The sequence below is a fragment of the Sphingobium chlorophenolicum genome (genome assembly GCF_000722875.1).
In the GTDB taxonomy this organism is placed as follows: domain Bacteria; phylum Pseudomonadota; class Alphaproteobacteria; order Sphingomonadales; family Sphingomonadaceae; genus Sphingobium; species Sphingobium chlorophenolicum.
Window position 1 is genome coordinate 14675 of sequence record NZ_JFHR01000003.1, and the last position, 15839, is coordinate 30513.

Annotated in this window: 15 protein-coding genes; 14 read left to right on the forward strand and 1 reads right to left on the reverse strand. The window is 65.7% G+C overall.

Annotated elements, in window-relative coordinates:
* The 14 genes from traC to BV95_RS02805 are packed head-to-tail and all read left to right on the forward strand — an operon-like array spanning position 1 to position 15514.
* Complete coding sequence (traC, locus tag BV95_RS02740; RefSeq protein ID WP_037447129.1) at positions 1-2565, forward strand: type IV secretion system protein TraC; 2565 nt, start codon at positions 1-3, stop codon at positions 2563-2565.
* Complete coding sequence (locus BV95_RS02745) at positions 2562-2936, forward strand: hypothetical protein (RefSeq protein WP_024310622.1); 375 nt, start codon at positions 2562-2564, stop codon at positions 2934-2936. Before traC ends, BV95_RS02745 begins: the two co-directional genes overlap by 4 nt.
* Entirely contained in the window at positions 2929-3609 is a 681-nt protein-coding gene (locus BV95_RS02750; protein WP_024310621.1) for a TrbI F-type domain-containing protein, read from the forward strand. Before BV95_RS02745 ends, BV95_RS02750 begins: the two co-directional genes overlap by 8 nt.
* Positions 3593-4186 (forward strand): S26 family signal peptidase, encoded by a 594-nt coding sequence (locus tag BV95_RS02755; RefSeq protein ID WP_024310620.1) that lies wholly within the window; start codon positions 3593-3595, stop codon positions 4184-4186. The genes BV95_RS02750 and BV95_RS02755 overlap by 17 nt, the downstream gene beginning before the upstream one ends.
* On the forward strand, positions 4183-4842 hold the full coding sequence (gene traW / locus BV95_RS02760) for a type-F conjugative transfer system protein TraW (protein WP_024310619.1): 660 nt from the start codon (positions 4183-4185) through the stop codon (positions 4840-4842). The genes BV95_RS02755 and traW overlap by 4 nt, the downstream gene beginning before the upstream one ends.
* Positions 4839-5126 (forward strand): hypothetical protein, encoded by a 288-nt coding sequence (locus BV95_RS02765; RefSeq protein WP_007406328.1) that lies wholly within the window; start codon positions 4839-4841, stop codon positions 5124-5126. Before traW ends, BV95_RS02765 begins: the two co-directional genes overlap by 4 nt.
* Positions 5123-5569, forward strand: a complete 447-nt coding sequence (locus BV95_RS02770) for a hypothetical protein (protein WP_007406338.1) — start codon at positions 5123-5125, stop codon at positions 5567-5569. Before BV95_RS02765 ends, BV95_RS02770 begins: the two co-directional genes overlap by 4 nt.
* Entirely contained in the window at positions 5566-6579 is a 1014-nt protein-coding gene (gene traU, locus BV95_RS02775) for a conjugal transfer pilus assembly protein TraU (RefSeq protein ID WP_024310618.1), read from the forward strand. Before BV95_RS02770 ends, traU begins: the two co-directional genes overlap by 4 nt.
* Positions 6580-6588: 9 nt before the next feature.
* Positions 6589-7332 carry a type-F conjugative transfer system pilin assembly protein TrbC gene (gene trbC / locus BV95_RS02780; RefSeq protein ID WP_024310617.1) on the forward strand — a complete coding sequence of 248 codons (744 nt, stop codon included), beginning with the start codon at positions 6589-6591 and terminating at the stop codon, positions 7330-7332.
* 3 nt (positions 7333-7335) lie between these two features.
* On the forward strand, positions 7336-9480 hold the full coding sequence (locus BV95_RS02785; protein ID WP_037447137.1) for a conjugal transfer protein TraN: 2145 nt from the start codon (positions 7336-7338) through the stop codon (positions 9478-9480).
* Positions 9477-9884 carry a hypothetical protein gene (locus BV95_RS02790; RefSeq protein WP_037447140.1) on the forward strand — a complete coding sequence of 136 codons (408 nt, stop codon included), beginning with the start codon at positions 9477-9479 and terminating at the stop codon, positions 9882-9884. Before BV95_RS02785 ends, BV95_RS02790 begins: the two co-directional genes overlap by 4 nt.
* 1 nt (position 9885) lies before the next feature.
* Complete coding sequence (gene traF, locus BV95_RS02795; protein WP_024310614.1) at positions 9886-10794, forward strand: conjugal transfer protein TraF; 909 nt, start codon at positions 9886-9888, stop codon at positions 10792-10794.
* Positions 10794-12236: a conjugal transfer protein TraH gene (locus BV95_RS02800; protein WP_037447143.1), complete on the forward strand. Its 1443-nt coding sequence runs from the start codon at positions 10794-10796 to the stop codon at positions 12234-12236. Before traF ends, BV95_RS02800 begins: the two co-directional genes overlap by 1 nt.
* A 23-nt stretch (positions 12237-12259) precedes the next feature.
* The gene (locus tag BV95_RS02805; protein ID WP_037447147.1) at positions 12260-15514 is read left to right on the forward strand and encodes a conjugal transfer protein TraG N-terminal domain-containing protein; all 3255 of its coding nucleotides are present in this window, start codon (positions 12260-12262) and stop codon (positions 15512-15514) included.
* Here BV95_RS02805 and BV95_RS02810 read toward each other — a convergent pair.
* A complete protein-coding gene (locus BV95_RS02810; protein WP_024310611.1) occupies positions 15511-15759 on the reverse strand; it encodes a hypothetical protein in 249 nt (82 codons plus the stop codon). The genes BV95_RS02805 and BV95_RS02810 overlap by 4 nt on opposite strands.
* Positions 15760-15839 lie beyond the last annotated feature (80 nt).

Below are 15839 nucleotides of genomic sequence, written 5' to 3' on the forward strand. Positions count from 1 at the left end.
ATGGCGAAGACCGGCTTCATCGCGCGCCTGCTCGGCGATACGCGCGCACCCGACCAGGGCACGCCCTCGCACGGTGCGCCGATGCTGTCGCAGTGGCTGCCGTATCGCAGCTATGACGCGCGGCACGACCTGTTCTACCAGACCGACAGCATCGCGTTCGCGCTGGAACTCGCGCCATTGATGGGCGCGGACGAACGCACCGGCGAGATCATCGCGCAGATGCTGTCAGAGAGCGTCCCGCCCAGCGCGCGGGTTCAGCTGCTCGCATTCCAGAGCCCGCGCGTGGGCGCGCTGATCGCGCAATATGCGCTGCCGCGCTACAAGGCGGGCGGCATCCATCGCAAGATCGCCGAGCGCCGGTCGGCGTTCCTGCGCCACGGCGCTTGGGTGTCGATGTCGAAGGACGGGCCGTTTCACGTCCGCAACCATCGCATCTTCCTGTCGGTCTCGATCCGCAGCGGGAAGGCGACACCCGAGGAGCTGACCGGCGTTCGCGACAGCATCGTCTCGACGCTGCAGTCGATCGACATGCCGGCAACCCGGCTGAGGCCGGTCGATCTGATCGCGCTGATCGACGACATCACCGCGCCGGCGTTCGACGTCTCCGACCACGTTTCGGAATATTCCGACCTCGATCCGATCGCCGACCAATGCGTGCGGCGCGACGTCCAGACCGTCGTCCAGGCCGACCGCCTGCTGGTATCGGTCGAGCCGCTGCGCGCGGTGACGAACCTGTCGGGCGAGACGCAGTATCAGGAGATCCGGCCCGACACGTTCGACTATCGCTTCTTCTCGGTCAGGAACCTGCCGAACCGCTGGGCGCCGTGGGACGTGCAGAAGCTGATCGGCGACATGTTCTCCGACAAGCTGCGCCCGGGGTGCCCGACTCTCACGTCGCTATGCCTGTGCTACCAGGACGAACAGGCCGCCTCGTCTAAGGCCGGTTACAAGTTCATGCGTACGTCGAGCCTGGCGGACTCGAAGTCGGCGCGGCTGCTCCCGCAGCTGAAGGACCAGAGCCGCGAATGGGAGCATGTCACCCAGGAGCTGCGTCTCGGCAAGAAGCTGGTGCAGGCCTATTATGCGGTAGGCATCATCAGCCCGAAGGGGCAGGGGGACGCTAACGAGCGCACCGTCAAGTCGATGTACAAGGCGGCCGGGTGGGACCTGCTCGACGAGCGGTTCCTCCAGATCATGGCGTTCATGTCGTGTCTGCCGATGACGCTCGGCAACGGGCTCGACAGCGACCTGAAGCGCATGAAGCGGCTGCGCACGATGCTGACCTCGACCGCGGCGAATATGCTGCCGATCCAGGGCGAGTATCTCGGCGGGCATCTGCCGCACCTGATGTTCATCGGGCGGCGCGGCCAGCCCTTCTTCTGGTCGCCGTTCGAGAACAAGGCCGGCAACCACAATGTCGCGGTGTTCGGCAAGTCCGGCTCGGGCAAGTCGGTCGCGCTGCAGGAGCTGTGCGCGGCGTTCGCCGGCGTGGGCGCCAAGATCATCGTGATCGATGACGGCCGCTCGTTCGAGCATATGGCCAAGAGCCTGGGCGGCAACTTCGTCGAGTTTCGCCTGCGCGACGGGTTCAGCCTCAATCCGTTCTCGATGATCGACGAGACGCTGGTGGCGCAGGACGAGGATTATCTCGTCGACGCGCTGGCGATGCTCAAGTCGATCATCGGGCAGATGGGCCGTCACATCGACAAGCTCAACGACACCGAGCGCGGTCTGATCGATCGTGCGGTCAACCAGGTGTGGGAGGCCAAGGGCAGGGGAGGGTGCGTCGACGACGTGATCGAGGCGCTCGGCTCCGACGGCTCTGTGCAGGGGACGGATCTCGCGATCGCGATGTTCCCGTTCTCGGGAAAGGGCACCTACGGCAGCTTCTTCACCGGTGAGGCGTCGGTGGACATGTCGAACGCGCTAACGGTGTTCGAACTCTCGGACCTGTCGAGCCGCGAGGAACTGCGCTCGGTCGTGCTGACCGCGATCATGTTCATGTCGTCGCAGACCATGCGCCGCATGGACCGCCAGATCCCCAAGGCGCTGCTGATCGACGAGGCGTGGCAGATGCTGCGCGGTGGGTCGATGGCCGATTTCGTCGAGACCTACAGCCGAACCTGCCGCAAATATGGCGCCTCGCTCATCACCGCGACGCAGAGCCTCAACGACTATTACAAGTCGGAAGGGAGCCTCGCGGCGCTGGAGAACTCCGACTGGTCGGTCATCCTGATGCAGAAGCCCGACACGATCTCGGACTTCCAGAAGCACGGCCGCTTCGACATGGACCCCTACACCGAAAGCCTGCTGCGTTCGCTGAAGCGCAACGGCGCGGAATATTCCGACATCCTCATCAAGGGGCCGGAATCGATGGCGGTCGGGCGGCTCGTCCTCGATAAATATTCGGCGACGCTCTATTCCTCCAGCCCGCAGACCTTCGCCGATATCGAGCATCTGATCGACCTCGGCTGTTCGATGGACGAGGCGATCGAACGCGTCGCCTTCCCCGAGGAATATCGCGACAATCCTCCGGGCGAGCCCTGGGTGGAGGCGGCGGAATGAACGCCTTCACGCACGAGCGCGACTGGCGTACGCCGACCGCGACCGACTGGAAACGCACGGGCACGCGCGCGATCGGCGACGCCTGCTACATCCTGTTGCGGGTGTCGGGCTGGATGGCGATGACGCTGCTCGCGACCTTCGGCGTCGCGATCCTGTTCTTCCTGATGCTAGGCGACTTCACCGCGCTCGGCTTCTTCTCGCAGGTCGCCAACCTCGGCACGCGCTTCGTCGCGGCCGACCAGGCACGCCGCGCGGCGTTCGGCGACCAGCTGTTCGTCGTGTGGCTGGTCGCGTTCGGCATCGTCGCCGTGACCCGCGTGCGCCTGCTCGGCGCGATCATCACTTCCACGAAAGGCCCCCGTCATGGTTGATGTTCTCGATCGTCCCGAGGTCGCGTCCGCGGCGGTGCAACCGTCCGCTCCGGCCCCGGCACCCCGTGATGACGCTGCCGGTGCGGCACCGCGCCGTCCGGTCGCGGACAAGGTGGATCGCCGCAAGCCGCAGGGCCTGCCCGTCATCGCCTATGTCGCGGTCGCGCTGGCGGTCGCGGTACTGCTCTGGGGGGCGTGGGTGACCAAGCATCTCCTTGCCCCGCCCGCGACCGTGCCGATGGCGAGCGTCCGGCTCGAAGGCATCGTCTCGGAATATGTCCAGGCGCAGAGCCACAGTAACGGCCAGCCCCAACAGGTGGCCGCGCAGACCCAGGCCTTCATGTCCGCGCTCGACGACGAGATGAAGAAGGTCGGCGCGAGCGGCACCACCGTCCTCGTCGGCGAGGCGGTCCTCTCGAAGAACGTCCCCGATATCACCGACCAGATCCGCCGCGCGGTCTTCGCGCGCGTGCCGCTCCCCGCGGCCGCGCCGAACACCCCGGCCGGTCCCGCGGTCGGTGCGATGCTTCCCCAAGCCTCCGGGAACGTCGCGCCGGCCGCGCCAGGGGCGGCGGTCCCGACCGCTTCGCCGTTCGGGCCTGCGCCGGTCTCGCCGGTCGAGGCGACGGTCACCCAGTCCGCGCCGGGAGGGGTCGATGGCAGCGGCAACTGAGGCGCTGGCGCGGGTCGGTCATGCGGCTCCCACGGCGGTTGACGTCGCCGGGGACCGCGCGGCCCGCAAGGCGCTGATCGTCAAGCGGGTCCGCCAGTGGAGCGCGGTCGCGCTGCTCGGGATCGTGTGGGGCGGCTACAACTCGATCGCCGCGTGGCGCGAGACGCACGCCTTCATGATAAACGCGAGCGAGAGCCTCCCCAACTGGGCGTTCTTCATCCAGCGCGGCCGCGTGCCCGCCAAGGGCGACTATGTGTTCTTCGCGCCGCCCGAGGGCGAGCTGGTGCGCCGCCACTTCGGACCGGATTCGGGACCGTTCGGCAAGCGCGTGATCGGCGAGGCCGGGGCGCTGGTCGAGCATCGCGGGAAATGGGTCTATGTCGACGGCGTCCGCGTCGCGCACATGAAGCCGCGCTCGCGCTTCGGCGAGGTGCTGACGCCGGGACCGGTCGGGCGCGTTCCCGAGGGCTGCTATTATGTCGGCACCGCACACCCCGACGGGTTCGACAGCCGCTACGGCGAGATCGGCTTTGCCTGCGCGAAGCAGATCATCGGCACCGGGACGCCGATCCTGTGATCCGGCGCGCGGGCCTTTTCGGCGGAACCCTGGGCGTGGCGCTGGTCGCCTCGTCGTCCTGGCCGATCGTGCAGGGCGCGCTCGCAAAGGATCACGGCGTGATGGGCCAGACCTGGGCGATCGCCGAGCCGGATCTGCTGGCGACGATCGATACCCGGCTGAAGACGCTGCAGGCCAATGGCGGCATCGAGCGCATGCAGACGGCGCTGCGTGAAAAAACCGAGGAACGTGTCCGCAACCCGATCCCCGTCGCCGGCATCGGCGCGGTGCGCGAGAGCCGCAGCTGGACGTTCGACCCGACGATCGTGCTCGATCAGGACATCCAGGACCAGAAGGGCCGGCTCGTCGCGCGCGCCGGGCAGCGGGTCAATCCGCTGTCGTTCGTCGCGATGAAGACCGACCTCGTGTTTATCGACGGCCGCGACGATGCGCAGGTCGACTGGGCGCTGAAGCGGTGGACCGCGCAGAATGCCAAGATCATCTTCGTCGCCGGCTCGCCGTTCAACCGCATGGGCGAGAAGAAGCGCCGCTTCTTCTTCGACCAGCAGGGCAAGCTCACCAGCCATTTCGGGATCGCGCGCGTCCCCGCCGTGGTCGAACCGGCGGGCCAGGTGCTCAAGATCAGCGAGATCGAGATGTCGGGAGCGGGCGCATGATGTGGCTCGATATTCTCAGGACGCCGATGGCCGCGCCCGAGACGCCGGCCCTCAAGGCGATGCGGCTCGCGATCCTGTGGTCGGCGATCGGGCTGGCGATCGCCATCTGCGCGTTGCAGCCGCTGCGCGCGGTGCTCGGCGCCGGGGCAGGGGGCGCGCTTGCCGGACTGGTGCTGGCGCTGGTCGTGCTGGTGCCGGTGTATGTGATCGCCAAGAACCGGGCCGATAACGCTTTCCTTGACGCAAGCCTCGCGGCGCAGCCGGACGGGGAGGGCAGGGCATGACGACTGAGCGCATCAGCCTGATCGCGCGCTACGCGCTTCTGTGTGTCGCGGCAGTCGGCTTCGGGTGGACATATGTTCTCGCCATATTCGCGCTGTTCCCGGCCTGGATGTTCTTTCCCGTCGTCGCCTTGTCGATGGTCGTATCGATCGCGACCGTGGCGTTGCTCTCGAGCGTCCCTGCGCTGCTGTTCCTGTCCCGCGTGCATTGCGAGATCGAGTCCCTCGTACGAAGGCTTCTCGGGGGCCGTGCCGATCCGGTGACCGCCGCGTCGATCGGAAACGAAATCGATGTCGTCCTTGCCGAAAGCGGGCGGACGATATCGGTTGGCAAACGCCGTGCGCTGGTGCGCGCGCTGGCCGATCAGTCGATAAGCTTCGATGGACGCGACCGCGCCCGGATGGTGCCCCTGGTCATCGCTTTCTCCGAGGAGCCCGGCGCATGATCCGCCGCCTGCTCACCCTGCTCGGCATGATCGCCGCGTTCGCGCTGCTGCCGGCGCCGGCGAGCGCGCTCCCGGCCAACTGCACCGGCAAGTTCGTCAACCCGATCACCGACGTCTGCTGGTCGTGCCTGTTCCCGCTGTCGGTGGGCGGCGCGCACATCTGGCCGGGGAGCCGACCCGATACCAAGAACCCAAGCCTGCCGGTCTGTGCGTGCGGTTCGCCGATCCCGCGCATCGGCATCTCGATCGGCTTCTGGGAACCGGCGCGGCTCGTCGATGTGACCACCAAGCCGTGGTGCTTCCCGAATCTCGGCGGACTTCGCCTCAATCCGGGGCTCGATATCGGGCAGGGGCAGTATACCGGCCCGCTCATCAAGGGCGGCGCGACCCAGGCCAGCGCCAACTGGCAGGCGCATTATTACGTCTATCCCTTGCTCTACTGGATGGAGATCCTGACCGACTTCCTGTGTTTCGAACAGGCGTCGTTCGACGTCGCCTACATGACCGAGATCGATCCCTTGTGGAACGACGACGTGCTGACCACGCTCATCAACCCCGAGGTCGCACTGTTCAACAATCCGATCGCGGTCGCCGCCTGCGCGGCCGACTGCGTCGCGGCGAGCGCGAAGCTGCCGATCGACCCGATGTTCTGGTGCTCGGGCTGCAACGGCTCGATGTTCCCGATGAACGGCAACATCGCGGCGCACAATTCGCCGGTCCAGTCGTCGCGTCTCGCGGCCGAGCGGCTCCTGTTCAAGATGCACCGGCAGGGGCTGGCGTGGGGCACCGCGGGATCGAAGGCGCTCTGCAACAAGTACGTCATGCCGATCCTGAAGAAGTCGCAATACCGCATCCAGATGACCAATCCGACGCCCACGGTGAGCGGCAAATATGCCTGCTCGCCGATCGGCGCGACGACGCTCCCGCCCGACGCGGGCCGGGCCTTCCCCGTCAAGGGCGAGGACTTCGGCTACCTGCTCTGGCGCAAGCGCAACTGCTGCATGCTGTGAGGATCTGACATGAAGAAGTTCCTCCTTTCCGCGCTCGCCATCGCCTCGATCGGCACCGGCTGCGCCGTTCTCGCCCAGACCGTCGAGGGGCTCGATCTCGACGCGATCCGCGCGCGATCGGCCAAGTCCGAACAGGACGCGACCGCGCTCGTGAATGAGGTCGAGCGCCGCGGCGACGCGTTCCGCAAGGATGCGCAGACCGTGCAGGCGGTCGCGCTGGAACAGATGCGCACGATCGACAAGGCGAACCTGCCCAGGGGGCCGGCGGGCGCGGTCGACTTCGACGAGATGATCCAGGCCGCCTCGGCCAACCTCAAGGAGGCCCAAGGCACCGCGCCGCAGTTCATGGTGTTCGTGTCCACCTCGATGCCCGAACAGGCGCTGAAGCGGATCATCGCCGATACCTCGGCCGCTGGCGGCGTCGTGGTGTTCCGGGGCTTCCCCGGCAATTCGGGGAAGGCGTTCATCGCCGCGCTCTCCAAGGTGGTCGAGAAGGACCAGCAGTTCGCCTCGATCGGGATCGACCCGCGCCTGTTCCGAGCGTTCGACGTCACCGCGGTCCCGACGATGGTGGTCTCGTCGAGCGACTTCACGCCGTGCGACGGGCTCACCTGCAAGACGACGCCGCCTCCGTTCGATCGCATCGAGGGCAATGTCACCGTGCGCTACGCGCTGGAGACGTTCGCGGGCGAGAACGGCCCCGGCGCGCTGGTCGCGCGGACCGCGCTCGCCAACCTCGGCCGGAATCCCTGAGCCATGCGAGGGGGGCGCCTCCTCATCGGTCTCCTGGCGCCGGTCCTGGCAGCGCAGGCGCTCGCCCAGGCCCAGTCCACCCAGCAGGGCCAGCAGGGCCAGCAGGGCACCGGCGACTTCTACGGCCTGGGCGATTACACCTACTTCAGCGACACGACCCCCAAGCCTACCCCGACCCCCACACCCTCATCCGCGCCGGTTGCAAAGACGACGGTGACCAGTGTCGCCGAGCCGAGCGCGGCTCCCGCGCGGACCACCGCCAGCACCGCCCGCACGGTGCAGCCCGCGGCATCGAGCAATGCGGTCGCGGCCGAGCCGAGCGCGCAGTCGAGCAGTTCGACCTATACCTATCCCAAGGGGGATATGGCGGGCGCGCGCGCCGAGGCGAAGGCCCTGGCGACCCCAGCGCGACAGGCATCGGGCGGCATCATCTCCTCGACCGACCTTCCCTCGACGATCCCGGGCTTCAGCAGCGGCACCCAGCCCGGAGAAGCCTATGCCGACGATCCCGACGCGCTGATCGCGGCGGGTGGGTCTGCCGCTGGCGCGAACGAGGCATGGCAGCTCGTCACCGATCCGGGCCGCAAGGTCGTGACCGTGCCCGCCGGCGACCTCACGCGCGCGCAGGACGTGGAGAAGGACCCAAACAGCTATCTGGCCGGTCAGTCGGTGGGCGGCACGGAAAGCAGCTGCAAGCCACTGCCACCCAATGGCACCACCGATTATTATGAGGCGACCTGCAACAAGGGCGCGAAGGTCGAGGATACGCCGGCGACCTGCACCGGCAGGATGGACCCGGTGATCGTCGATACGTTGCGGTACTTCTACTACGGCGTACGTGACCAGAACGAAGGTAACGGGTTCGCCCGCAACAGCGTGATGCAGGCCAAGGTCAGTGCCGGCATTTGCCGGGTCGAGGCGGGGACGCCGCATATCTGCGATGCGCAGATCGAATTGGGGGCGGGCGGCGGCAACGTCGAAGACTATCGTCGCTGGTGCAAGAGCCTGTCCTCAATGCGCACCACCGCGCAGCTTTATTCGTGCTCGGCCGAAATCCCCCAGGCGGAGATCCCGGCGCACCAGAATTACGCGACCGGCACAGTGTATCTCAGGAAGGAAGGTACGCGCGAGATCACGCTAAAGCGCAACGAGGGAAGCTGTCCGGCGCTGGTGGCCGACACCGCCTGCACCGCGACGGGACCGGAGGTCTGCACCGAGGGGCCTGAGACGCGGATCATTGACGGTGTGTCGGTCACGGCATCGTGCTGGGCGTGGTCGCGCCCGTTCACCTGCCAGCGCATCACCCAGGCGTCCGATTGCAGCGATCTGGAGAACGGCGGAAAATGCACGTTCCTGCGTGACGAGTGCCTCGACGATCCGCAGGTTGGTGCGTGCCAGGTAACCACGAAGGTCTACAAATGTCCGGTTCCGTCGCCTCCGACGAACGATCCAAAGCAATATATCTGTGGTGACGACGTCTACTGCATCGACGGTGAGTGTGAGCCGGTCGAGCGCGAGGCATCGACCGAGTTCAAGGACGCCGTGGTCGGGCTGCACGCGCTGGGCCAGGCCAATGCCGAATTCGACCCTGATACGCTGACGCTGTTTTCGGGCAAGCGGCAGACCTGCCACAAGCCGGTGTTCGGGCTGGTCAACTGCTGCGCTGGCAAGGCGTCGGGCCTCATCACCACGGCTGCCGGCGCGGCCGCGATCGCGGGCGGGCCGGTGGCGATCGCCGCGCTCGCGACGCCATTCCTCACCATGTTTATGTGCTCGAACGACGAGAAGCTTCTCGACGTGCAGGACCGCATGGGGATGTGCCACAAGCTGGGCGACTATTGCTCGGACAAGGTGCTGGGCATCTGCACATCGAAATCGACGGCCTATTGCTGCTTCGAAAGCAAGCTGTCGCGCATCCTGCAGGAACAGGGACGCCCGCAGATCAACAAGCCGTGGGGCAGCGCCAAGAAGGAAACCTGCAAGGGGTTCACGCTCGACGAATTCTCGCGGCTCGACCTGTCGGTGATGGATTTCACCGAGGTCTATGCCGAGTTCGTCGACGCCGCGAAGCTGCCCGACGAGATCGAAACCTCGCGCCAGATCCAGGAGCGGATCAAGGCCTATTACGACGCGAAGAAGAGCAAATGACCGGCGTGACGCAACTGTCGGACCATCGTCCCTTTCCCGACCTGTCGGTCGCGGAATTTGCGGTCCTGATCGCGCTCCTGCGCGCCGGACCGCACCCGGCCGGGTTCCTTATCCCGACGCTCGACAGCTGGTTCGATACGAAGCTGTGCGTGGCCGATCTCGAACCGACGATCGCGCGGCTGATCCGCGCCAACCTCATCCTGCGCCGGGGCGAGACGCTCTACCCGCGCCGGCACGCCCGCAACCTCATCATCGGGGTGTACGGCAACCTGTTCCGCATCCTCGCCGACGACATGGCGCAGCTCGTGTCGCTCAAGGAGCCGTCGCTCCTCGGAACGCTCAAATCCTACCTCACCCGCCGCGAACAGGAAGATCGCGAAAAGCAGAAGAAGAAGGACGACTGACATGCGCAAGGCCCTGACCCTCGCTCTCATCCTCTCGGTCGCATCGCCCGTGCTGACGCCGGCGACGGCGCAGGAGCTGACGCCGCTGCCGGATTCGGTGTCGTCCACCCGCGATGCCGGTGACGACGGCCGCGATGGCGGTCAGGATAGCTATGGCAGCGCGGACGATCTCGGATCGGCCGACCGCGTCGCGGCGCAGACCGGCGACGACTTCTACTGCCGCGAACGGCGGCTCGGCACCTGGTTCTACTGCGACAAGCCCAAAGCCAAGCCCGCCGAGCAGCGGTCGGCGCAGCCCGCGCGGTCGTCGGCCGAGCAGCTTGCGGCGATCTCGAAACAGCTGGAGGAGTTGAAGGCGCGGGCGATCCTCGAGCCGACGCCCGAGAACATCAGCCACTATATCGCCTTCCAGCGCGAGCAGCTCGATCGCGCCTCGTCGTTCGCCGACATGTGGCAGCGCACGGTGTGGCAGAACCCCGACCTCGACTACACGCTCCAGCGCCCCGTCAGCCAGCTGGGCAAGCGAACCTGGCTCGACACGCGCAACGCCGATCGCGAGCGCGTGTTGTCGCAGATCTCCCAGCGGTACGGCGTGTTCTATTTCTACTCGTCGGCCTGCGCCGCGTGCGAGACCTTCGGGCCGATCATGCGCAGCGTCTCGGATCGCTTCGGCCTGACCGTCATGGCGATCTCGCTCGATGGCGGGCCGACCCGTGCCTTCCCGAACTACACGGTCGACACCGGGCAATACAAGGCGATGGGCATGCGCGGCCAGCAGGTGCCCGCGCTCGTCCTGTTCGACACCGTCACCAAGCAGCCGATGCCGATCGGCTACGGCGTGATGGCGGCCGACGAGGTGATGAACCGCATCTTCACACTGACCAGCGTCAAGCCCGGGAGTGACTTCTGATGGTCCGCTCGATCGTCCGCTTCTGCGCCGCGGTTCTCGCGCAGGCCAGCATGATCCTCGCGCTTGGCGGTCTCGTCGCGACGCCGGCGATGGCCGACGTCCAGGGCGAGATGAACAGCTATTTCAACAAGTCGGGCGCGGCCGCGAACGTGACCGGCCCGACCGCCTTCCAGGGGCAGTCGGCGGGCTATTACTCGGGTGGTTCGCTGTGGAGCCGCTTTCCGCAGAAGTCGATCAACCCGGTCAGCGTCGCGCTCCCCAGCGCGCGCGGCGGCTGCGGTGGCATCGACCTGTTCGCGGGGTCATTCTCGTTCATCAACGCCGACGAGATCGTGGCGATGCTCAAGGCGACCGCCAACAACGCGATCGGCTTCGCCTTCCAGCTCGCGATCGACAGCATCTCCGCGCAGATCGGCGGGGTGATGAAGGACATGAGCCAGCGCGTGCAGCAGCTGAACGCGTTCAACATGTCCTCCTGCGAGGCGGCGCAGCAGGCGGTCGGCTCGCTGTGGCCGGCGATGGACGGGGCGTCCTCGACGATCTGCCAGCAGGTCGGCGGGGCGAAGGGCTTCTTCTCCGACGCGGCCGCGGCGCGCCACGGCTGCACCAACAAGGGCGAGCGTGAGGATACGATCGCGCGTGCCGGCGACGACGCCGAGCTGGTCCAGTCGAAAAATTACACCTGGTATGCGCTCAATGCGAAAAGCGCGACCAAGCCGTCCCGGGAATATGCCGAGTTCCTCATGACGATGGTCGGCACGATCATCTACGACGCCACCAAGTCGGAAAGCAGCATGGGCGCGTTCCAGTTCATCGCGCCGGCAAGCTGGGACACCTATCAGGCGCTGCTCGACGGCACCGCCTCGGCACCAACCGACGTGTGGCAGTGCGACACGACCGACGACAAGGGGTGTCTGAAGCCCACGCCCACCAAGCTGAGCATCTCGACCAACGAGGCGCTGCGTACGCGCGTCCTGAAGGCGATGGACAGCATGTCGGGCAAGATCCGCTCCAACGCCGCGCTGTCGGGTGACGAGATCGCGCTGCTGGGCATGACGTCGATCCCGCTCTACAAGATCCTCGTCGTCAACGAGGCGGCGCACATGGGCCTCTCGGGCGGCGATCGCGCGACGCTCGCCGAGATGGTCGCGATCGACATGCTGATGTCGATGCTCGACCGGATGCTGGACACGATCTCGCAGGCGCAGGCGGGCGCGAAGTTCGTCTCGACCGACGAGTTCAAGGCGTGGCGCGCCCAGGTCGACAGCGTGAAGACCGAGCTGTCGCGGCGCAGCGAGAAGATGGCCGGGCAGATCTCCAATACCTACCGGGTGATCCAGTACACCCAGTTCATGGAATCCACCCTCAAGAACACCATGAGCCCGCAGTTGTCGGCTTCGCTCCGGTTCGGACGCGGCCTCAGCGCGCAGGGCTTGCGGTAAACGGCGGCAAGGGAGCGACGGCGATGGGCGGGCTCGAAGTCTTCACGATCGGCGGGGGCGAATACATCGTCAACGTCTTCAATGCGGTCGCGGCATGGACCGGGGGCGGGGGCTATCGCTCGATGCTCCAGGTCGTGATGGTGATGGGCTTCATCTACTCGCTGTTCGTCGTCGCCTTCTCGCTCGACTGGCGGGCGTGGTTCAACTGGTTCCTCCAGTCGACGCTTATCTACATGATGCTGATGGTCCCAACCGTCACGGTGAAGGTGACCGACCGGATCAACCCCGCGCTCGCGCCGGCCGTGGTCGACAATGTGCCGCTGGGGCTTGGGGTGATGGCCTCGTTCACCAGCCAGGTCGGCGACTGGATGACGCGGTCGGCCGAGACCGTGTTCGTCATGCCCAACGCGCTCGCGCTGACCAACAACGGCATGATCTACGGCGCGCGGCTGATGGACAAGGCGCGCACCTTCCAGATCACCGACAGCGTTTTCCGCGCCAACCTCGACGAGCACCTGAAGCAATGCACCTTCTATGACGTACTGCTCGGCTTCAAGGCGATGGACGACCTGACCAAGACCAATGACCTGTGGGCGTCGATCGGGCCGGGGTCGCCGGCGCGCAGCCAGCGCTGGATTACTTCCACCGGCCCCGGCACGACCGAGAATTCCATCATTCCGTGCAACGAGGCATATTCTCGCATGGATGCGCAGTGGCGGGCTGCCTACGACAAGGATCTGCTGCCGTTCGCGAAGAGCGCCTATCCCGGCATCGCCGACACGGTCGCGGCCCAGCGCATCCGCGATGACCTGCCGATCGTCGCGGCGCAGATGCACGGCAGTTCGACCGATGCCTATTCGTACCTCAAGCAGATCTCGATGATCGACGCGTTCCTGGCCGCGCGGGAGAGCTTCTCCGACGCCGGGTGGGACGCCTACGCCTCGCAGCGCGCGGATGCCCAGGCCAAGAACACCTACACCTCGATCGCGACGCAGGCGATGACCTGGGTGCCGCTCCTCGGCATCGTCCTGACGGTCGTGTTCTACGCGATGTTCCCGGTGCTTTTCCCGCTGTTCCTGTTCCCCAGGACCGGCCTGCAGACGCTCAAGGGCTATGCGACCGGGTTCTTCTATCTCGCCTCCTGGGGGCCGCTCTACGTCATCCTGCACATGTTCGTGATGAGCAGGGCGGCGAGCCTTTACCATGCGGCATCGCCGATCGGGCCGACGCTGCTGGTCTCCGACGGCATGGCGAGCGTCAATGAATCGATCTCGACGCTCGCCGGCTTCCTGATGATGAGCGTGCCGTTCATCGCGGGCGGGATGGCGCGCGGCGCGATGGCGATCGCGGGCCATGCGACCTCGATGCTGCAACCGGCGCACAGCGCGGCCGAGCAGGCGGCGACCGAGCGCACGACCGGCAACTATTCGTACGGCAACACCTCGTTCCAGAACCTGACGTCGGGCATGACCCAGGCGAACAAGTTCGACGATCAGCCCAAGTTCAATTCGGGCTATTCGGTCGGCACGTTCACGAACGCCGATGGCGGGGTGACATACGGCTTCGCGGACGGGACCAACGCGTTCGATACGCGCCAGGGCATCTCGAACCTCGCGTTCACGCCGACGCGGACCGCCGGGTTCGACAGCAGCATGAGCCGCGCGCTCTCGGACGGGCAGACGCACACCCAGTCGCTCCGCAGGGCGGCATCGCAATCCTGGAACGCTACGGCGACGACGGCGACGGATCTGTTGACGGCCGCTGAGCATCGGCGGGGGAGTTCGACCGAGACGGGGTCGGGGTTCAATAACAGCATCACCAGAATGACGGAGGCATCTCGGAGCCTTTCCACCGGGCTGACCAGTCGCTTTGGGCTTAGTGAGTCCGACAGTCAGAGTATAGCACGAGCGACCCAAATGACGGGAAGTGCGGATGCAGGCCTTTCGATTGCGGCGAAGTTGTGGAAGGTCGATACAAAAGCAGGCTTGGCAGCCAAGATCGCATCAATCGCCAGCGAGAATACGGACAGACGCATTTCGGGCGAACAGGCGTATTCTGAGCTCTCGGATTATCTTACTAAGGAGACGAATTCGACGCAGGCCCGGGCAGCACGCGACGAATTCATGCGTGAATCGAGCACGAGCGGAGATAGCGAGGTTCGGTCGCTGTCGCAGAAGCTCGGCGTCAGCGTCGGGGAGTCGCGGTCGGCGTCGTTGGAAGCAACTCGAGCCGAAGAGACGTTCCAGCGGGTCAGCAATGATGTGAGGGAGTCCTCGGCGCGGGGCTGGTCCCTCAACCGGAACGAGAGCCAGGAGTTTGTCGTGTATGCCCAGGAGCGGCTTCTCGGCGACGACACGCTGTCGCAGTTCGGGTGGACGCCGGGCATGGTCATGCCGCGCACGCCGCAACAGGAACAGGTGCGCGATATCCTGCTGGGCGAGTTCATGGAGCGCCGCGTCGCTTTGGTTCGCGACGAACTGGGTGTAAGCGTGCCTGAGCGCCTTTCCGGGCAATTGCATGGCCCTGCATCGGCGACGCCGGGTGCGGTACAACAATGGGGCAATCAGCGGGCAGCGGGTGTCAGGGCGCAAGGGCCAGATGTTTCGATCCGCGAGAGTTCGCGCGACCTTGACCTGGCCGGCAACGTCGCTGACGCGATTCCGAACGCGTCAGCGCGCATCACGCGTGGCGCATTCGAGGTCGGCAATGGTGTCGACGAGGCGAGAGGGACGGCGGGTCAGCTAGTTGACCATGTCCAAGAGCGCAATGACGCGTGGATCACGACGACACTTCCGGGTGTTGAGGGCGCGCGCAACTGGGTCCGTGACAATCTGGGCATAGGTGCTCGCACCAGCCATGTTTACGAAGTCCCTCGCGGTGAGCGAACGATGCTGCCGATTTCGGGGCGGCTGAGTTCGGGAATGGGTGGTCGGATCGATCCGGTCACGGGCGAGCCTGGACGGCATCACCGAGGGGTGGATATTGCAGCGCCAGCCGGGACGGAGATCCGCGCGCCTGCATCGGGTCAGGTCATTCGGAACGACTTCCAAGCCAACGGTGCCGGGAATTATGTGGTCCTGCAACACGGCGACGGCTCACAGAGCAAATACTTCCATATGCAGGACCGGTCTGGCTTCCAGGTAGGAAGTACGGTCGAGGCCGGGGCTGTGATTGGCCGCGTTGGCAGCACAGGGAAATCGACCGGGTCGCACCTTCATTATGAATTATGGAGGGATGGCGCTCCGGTCGATCCGAGGCGGTGGCAGTTGAGAAACTAATGGAAAGGAAAAAAGAAAACGATGAGGATTACGGCAATAATTGCCATCGCGGTCCACTTCGAATTCCCGTGACCCTCAACCACAGCCGAGTTTGACGGATAAGCCTCATCCATCAGCTCTCGGCCGTAAGGAGTGGACATATCATACATGTTCTGCGGATTGATGTAATAGGACGAAGGCGAGGGAGGGGACCCACCGATCGGATACCGATCCCAGTCCATTTGGCCAGTTTCGTGGTTCAACATGGCCGCTCCTTCCTTAATCCGTAGCTGACCGAGCTGGTCAGAATTAGGCTTGCAAAGCCTAGCATATCGGATTGAGTCTG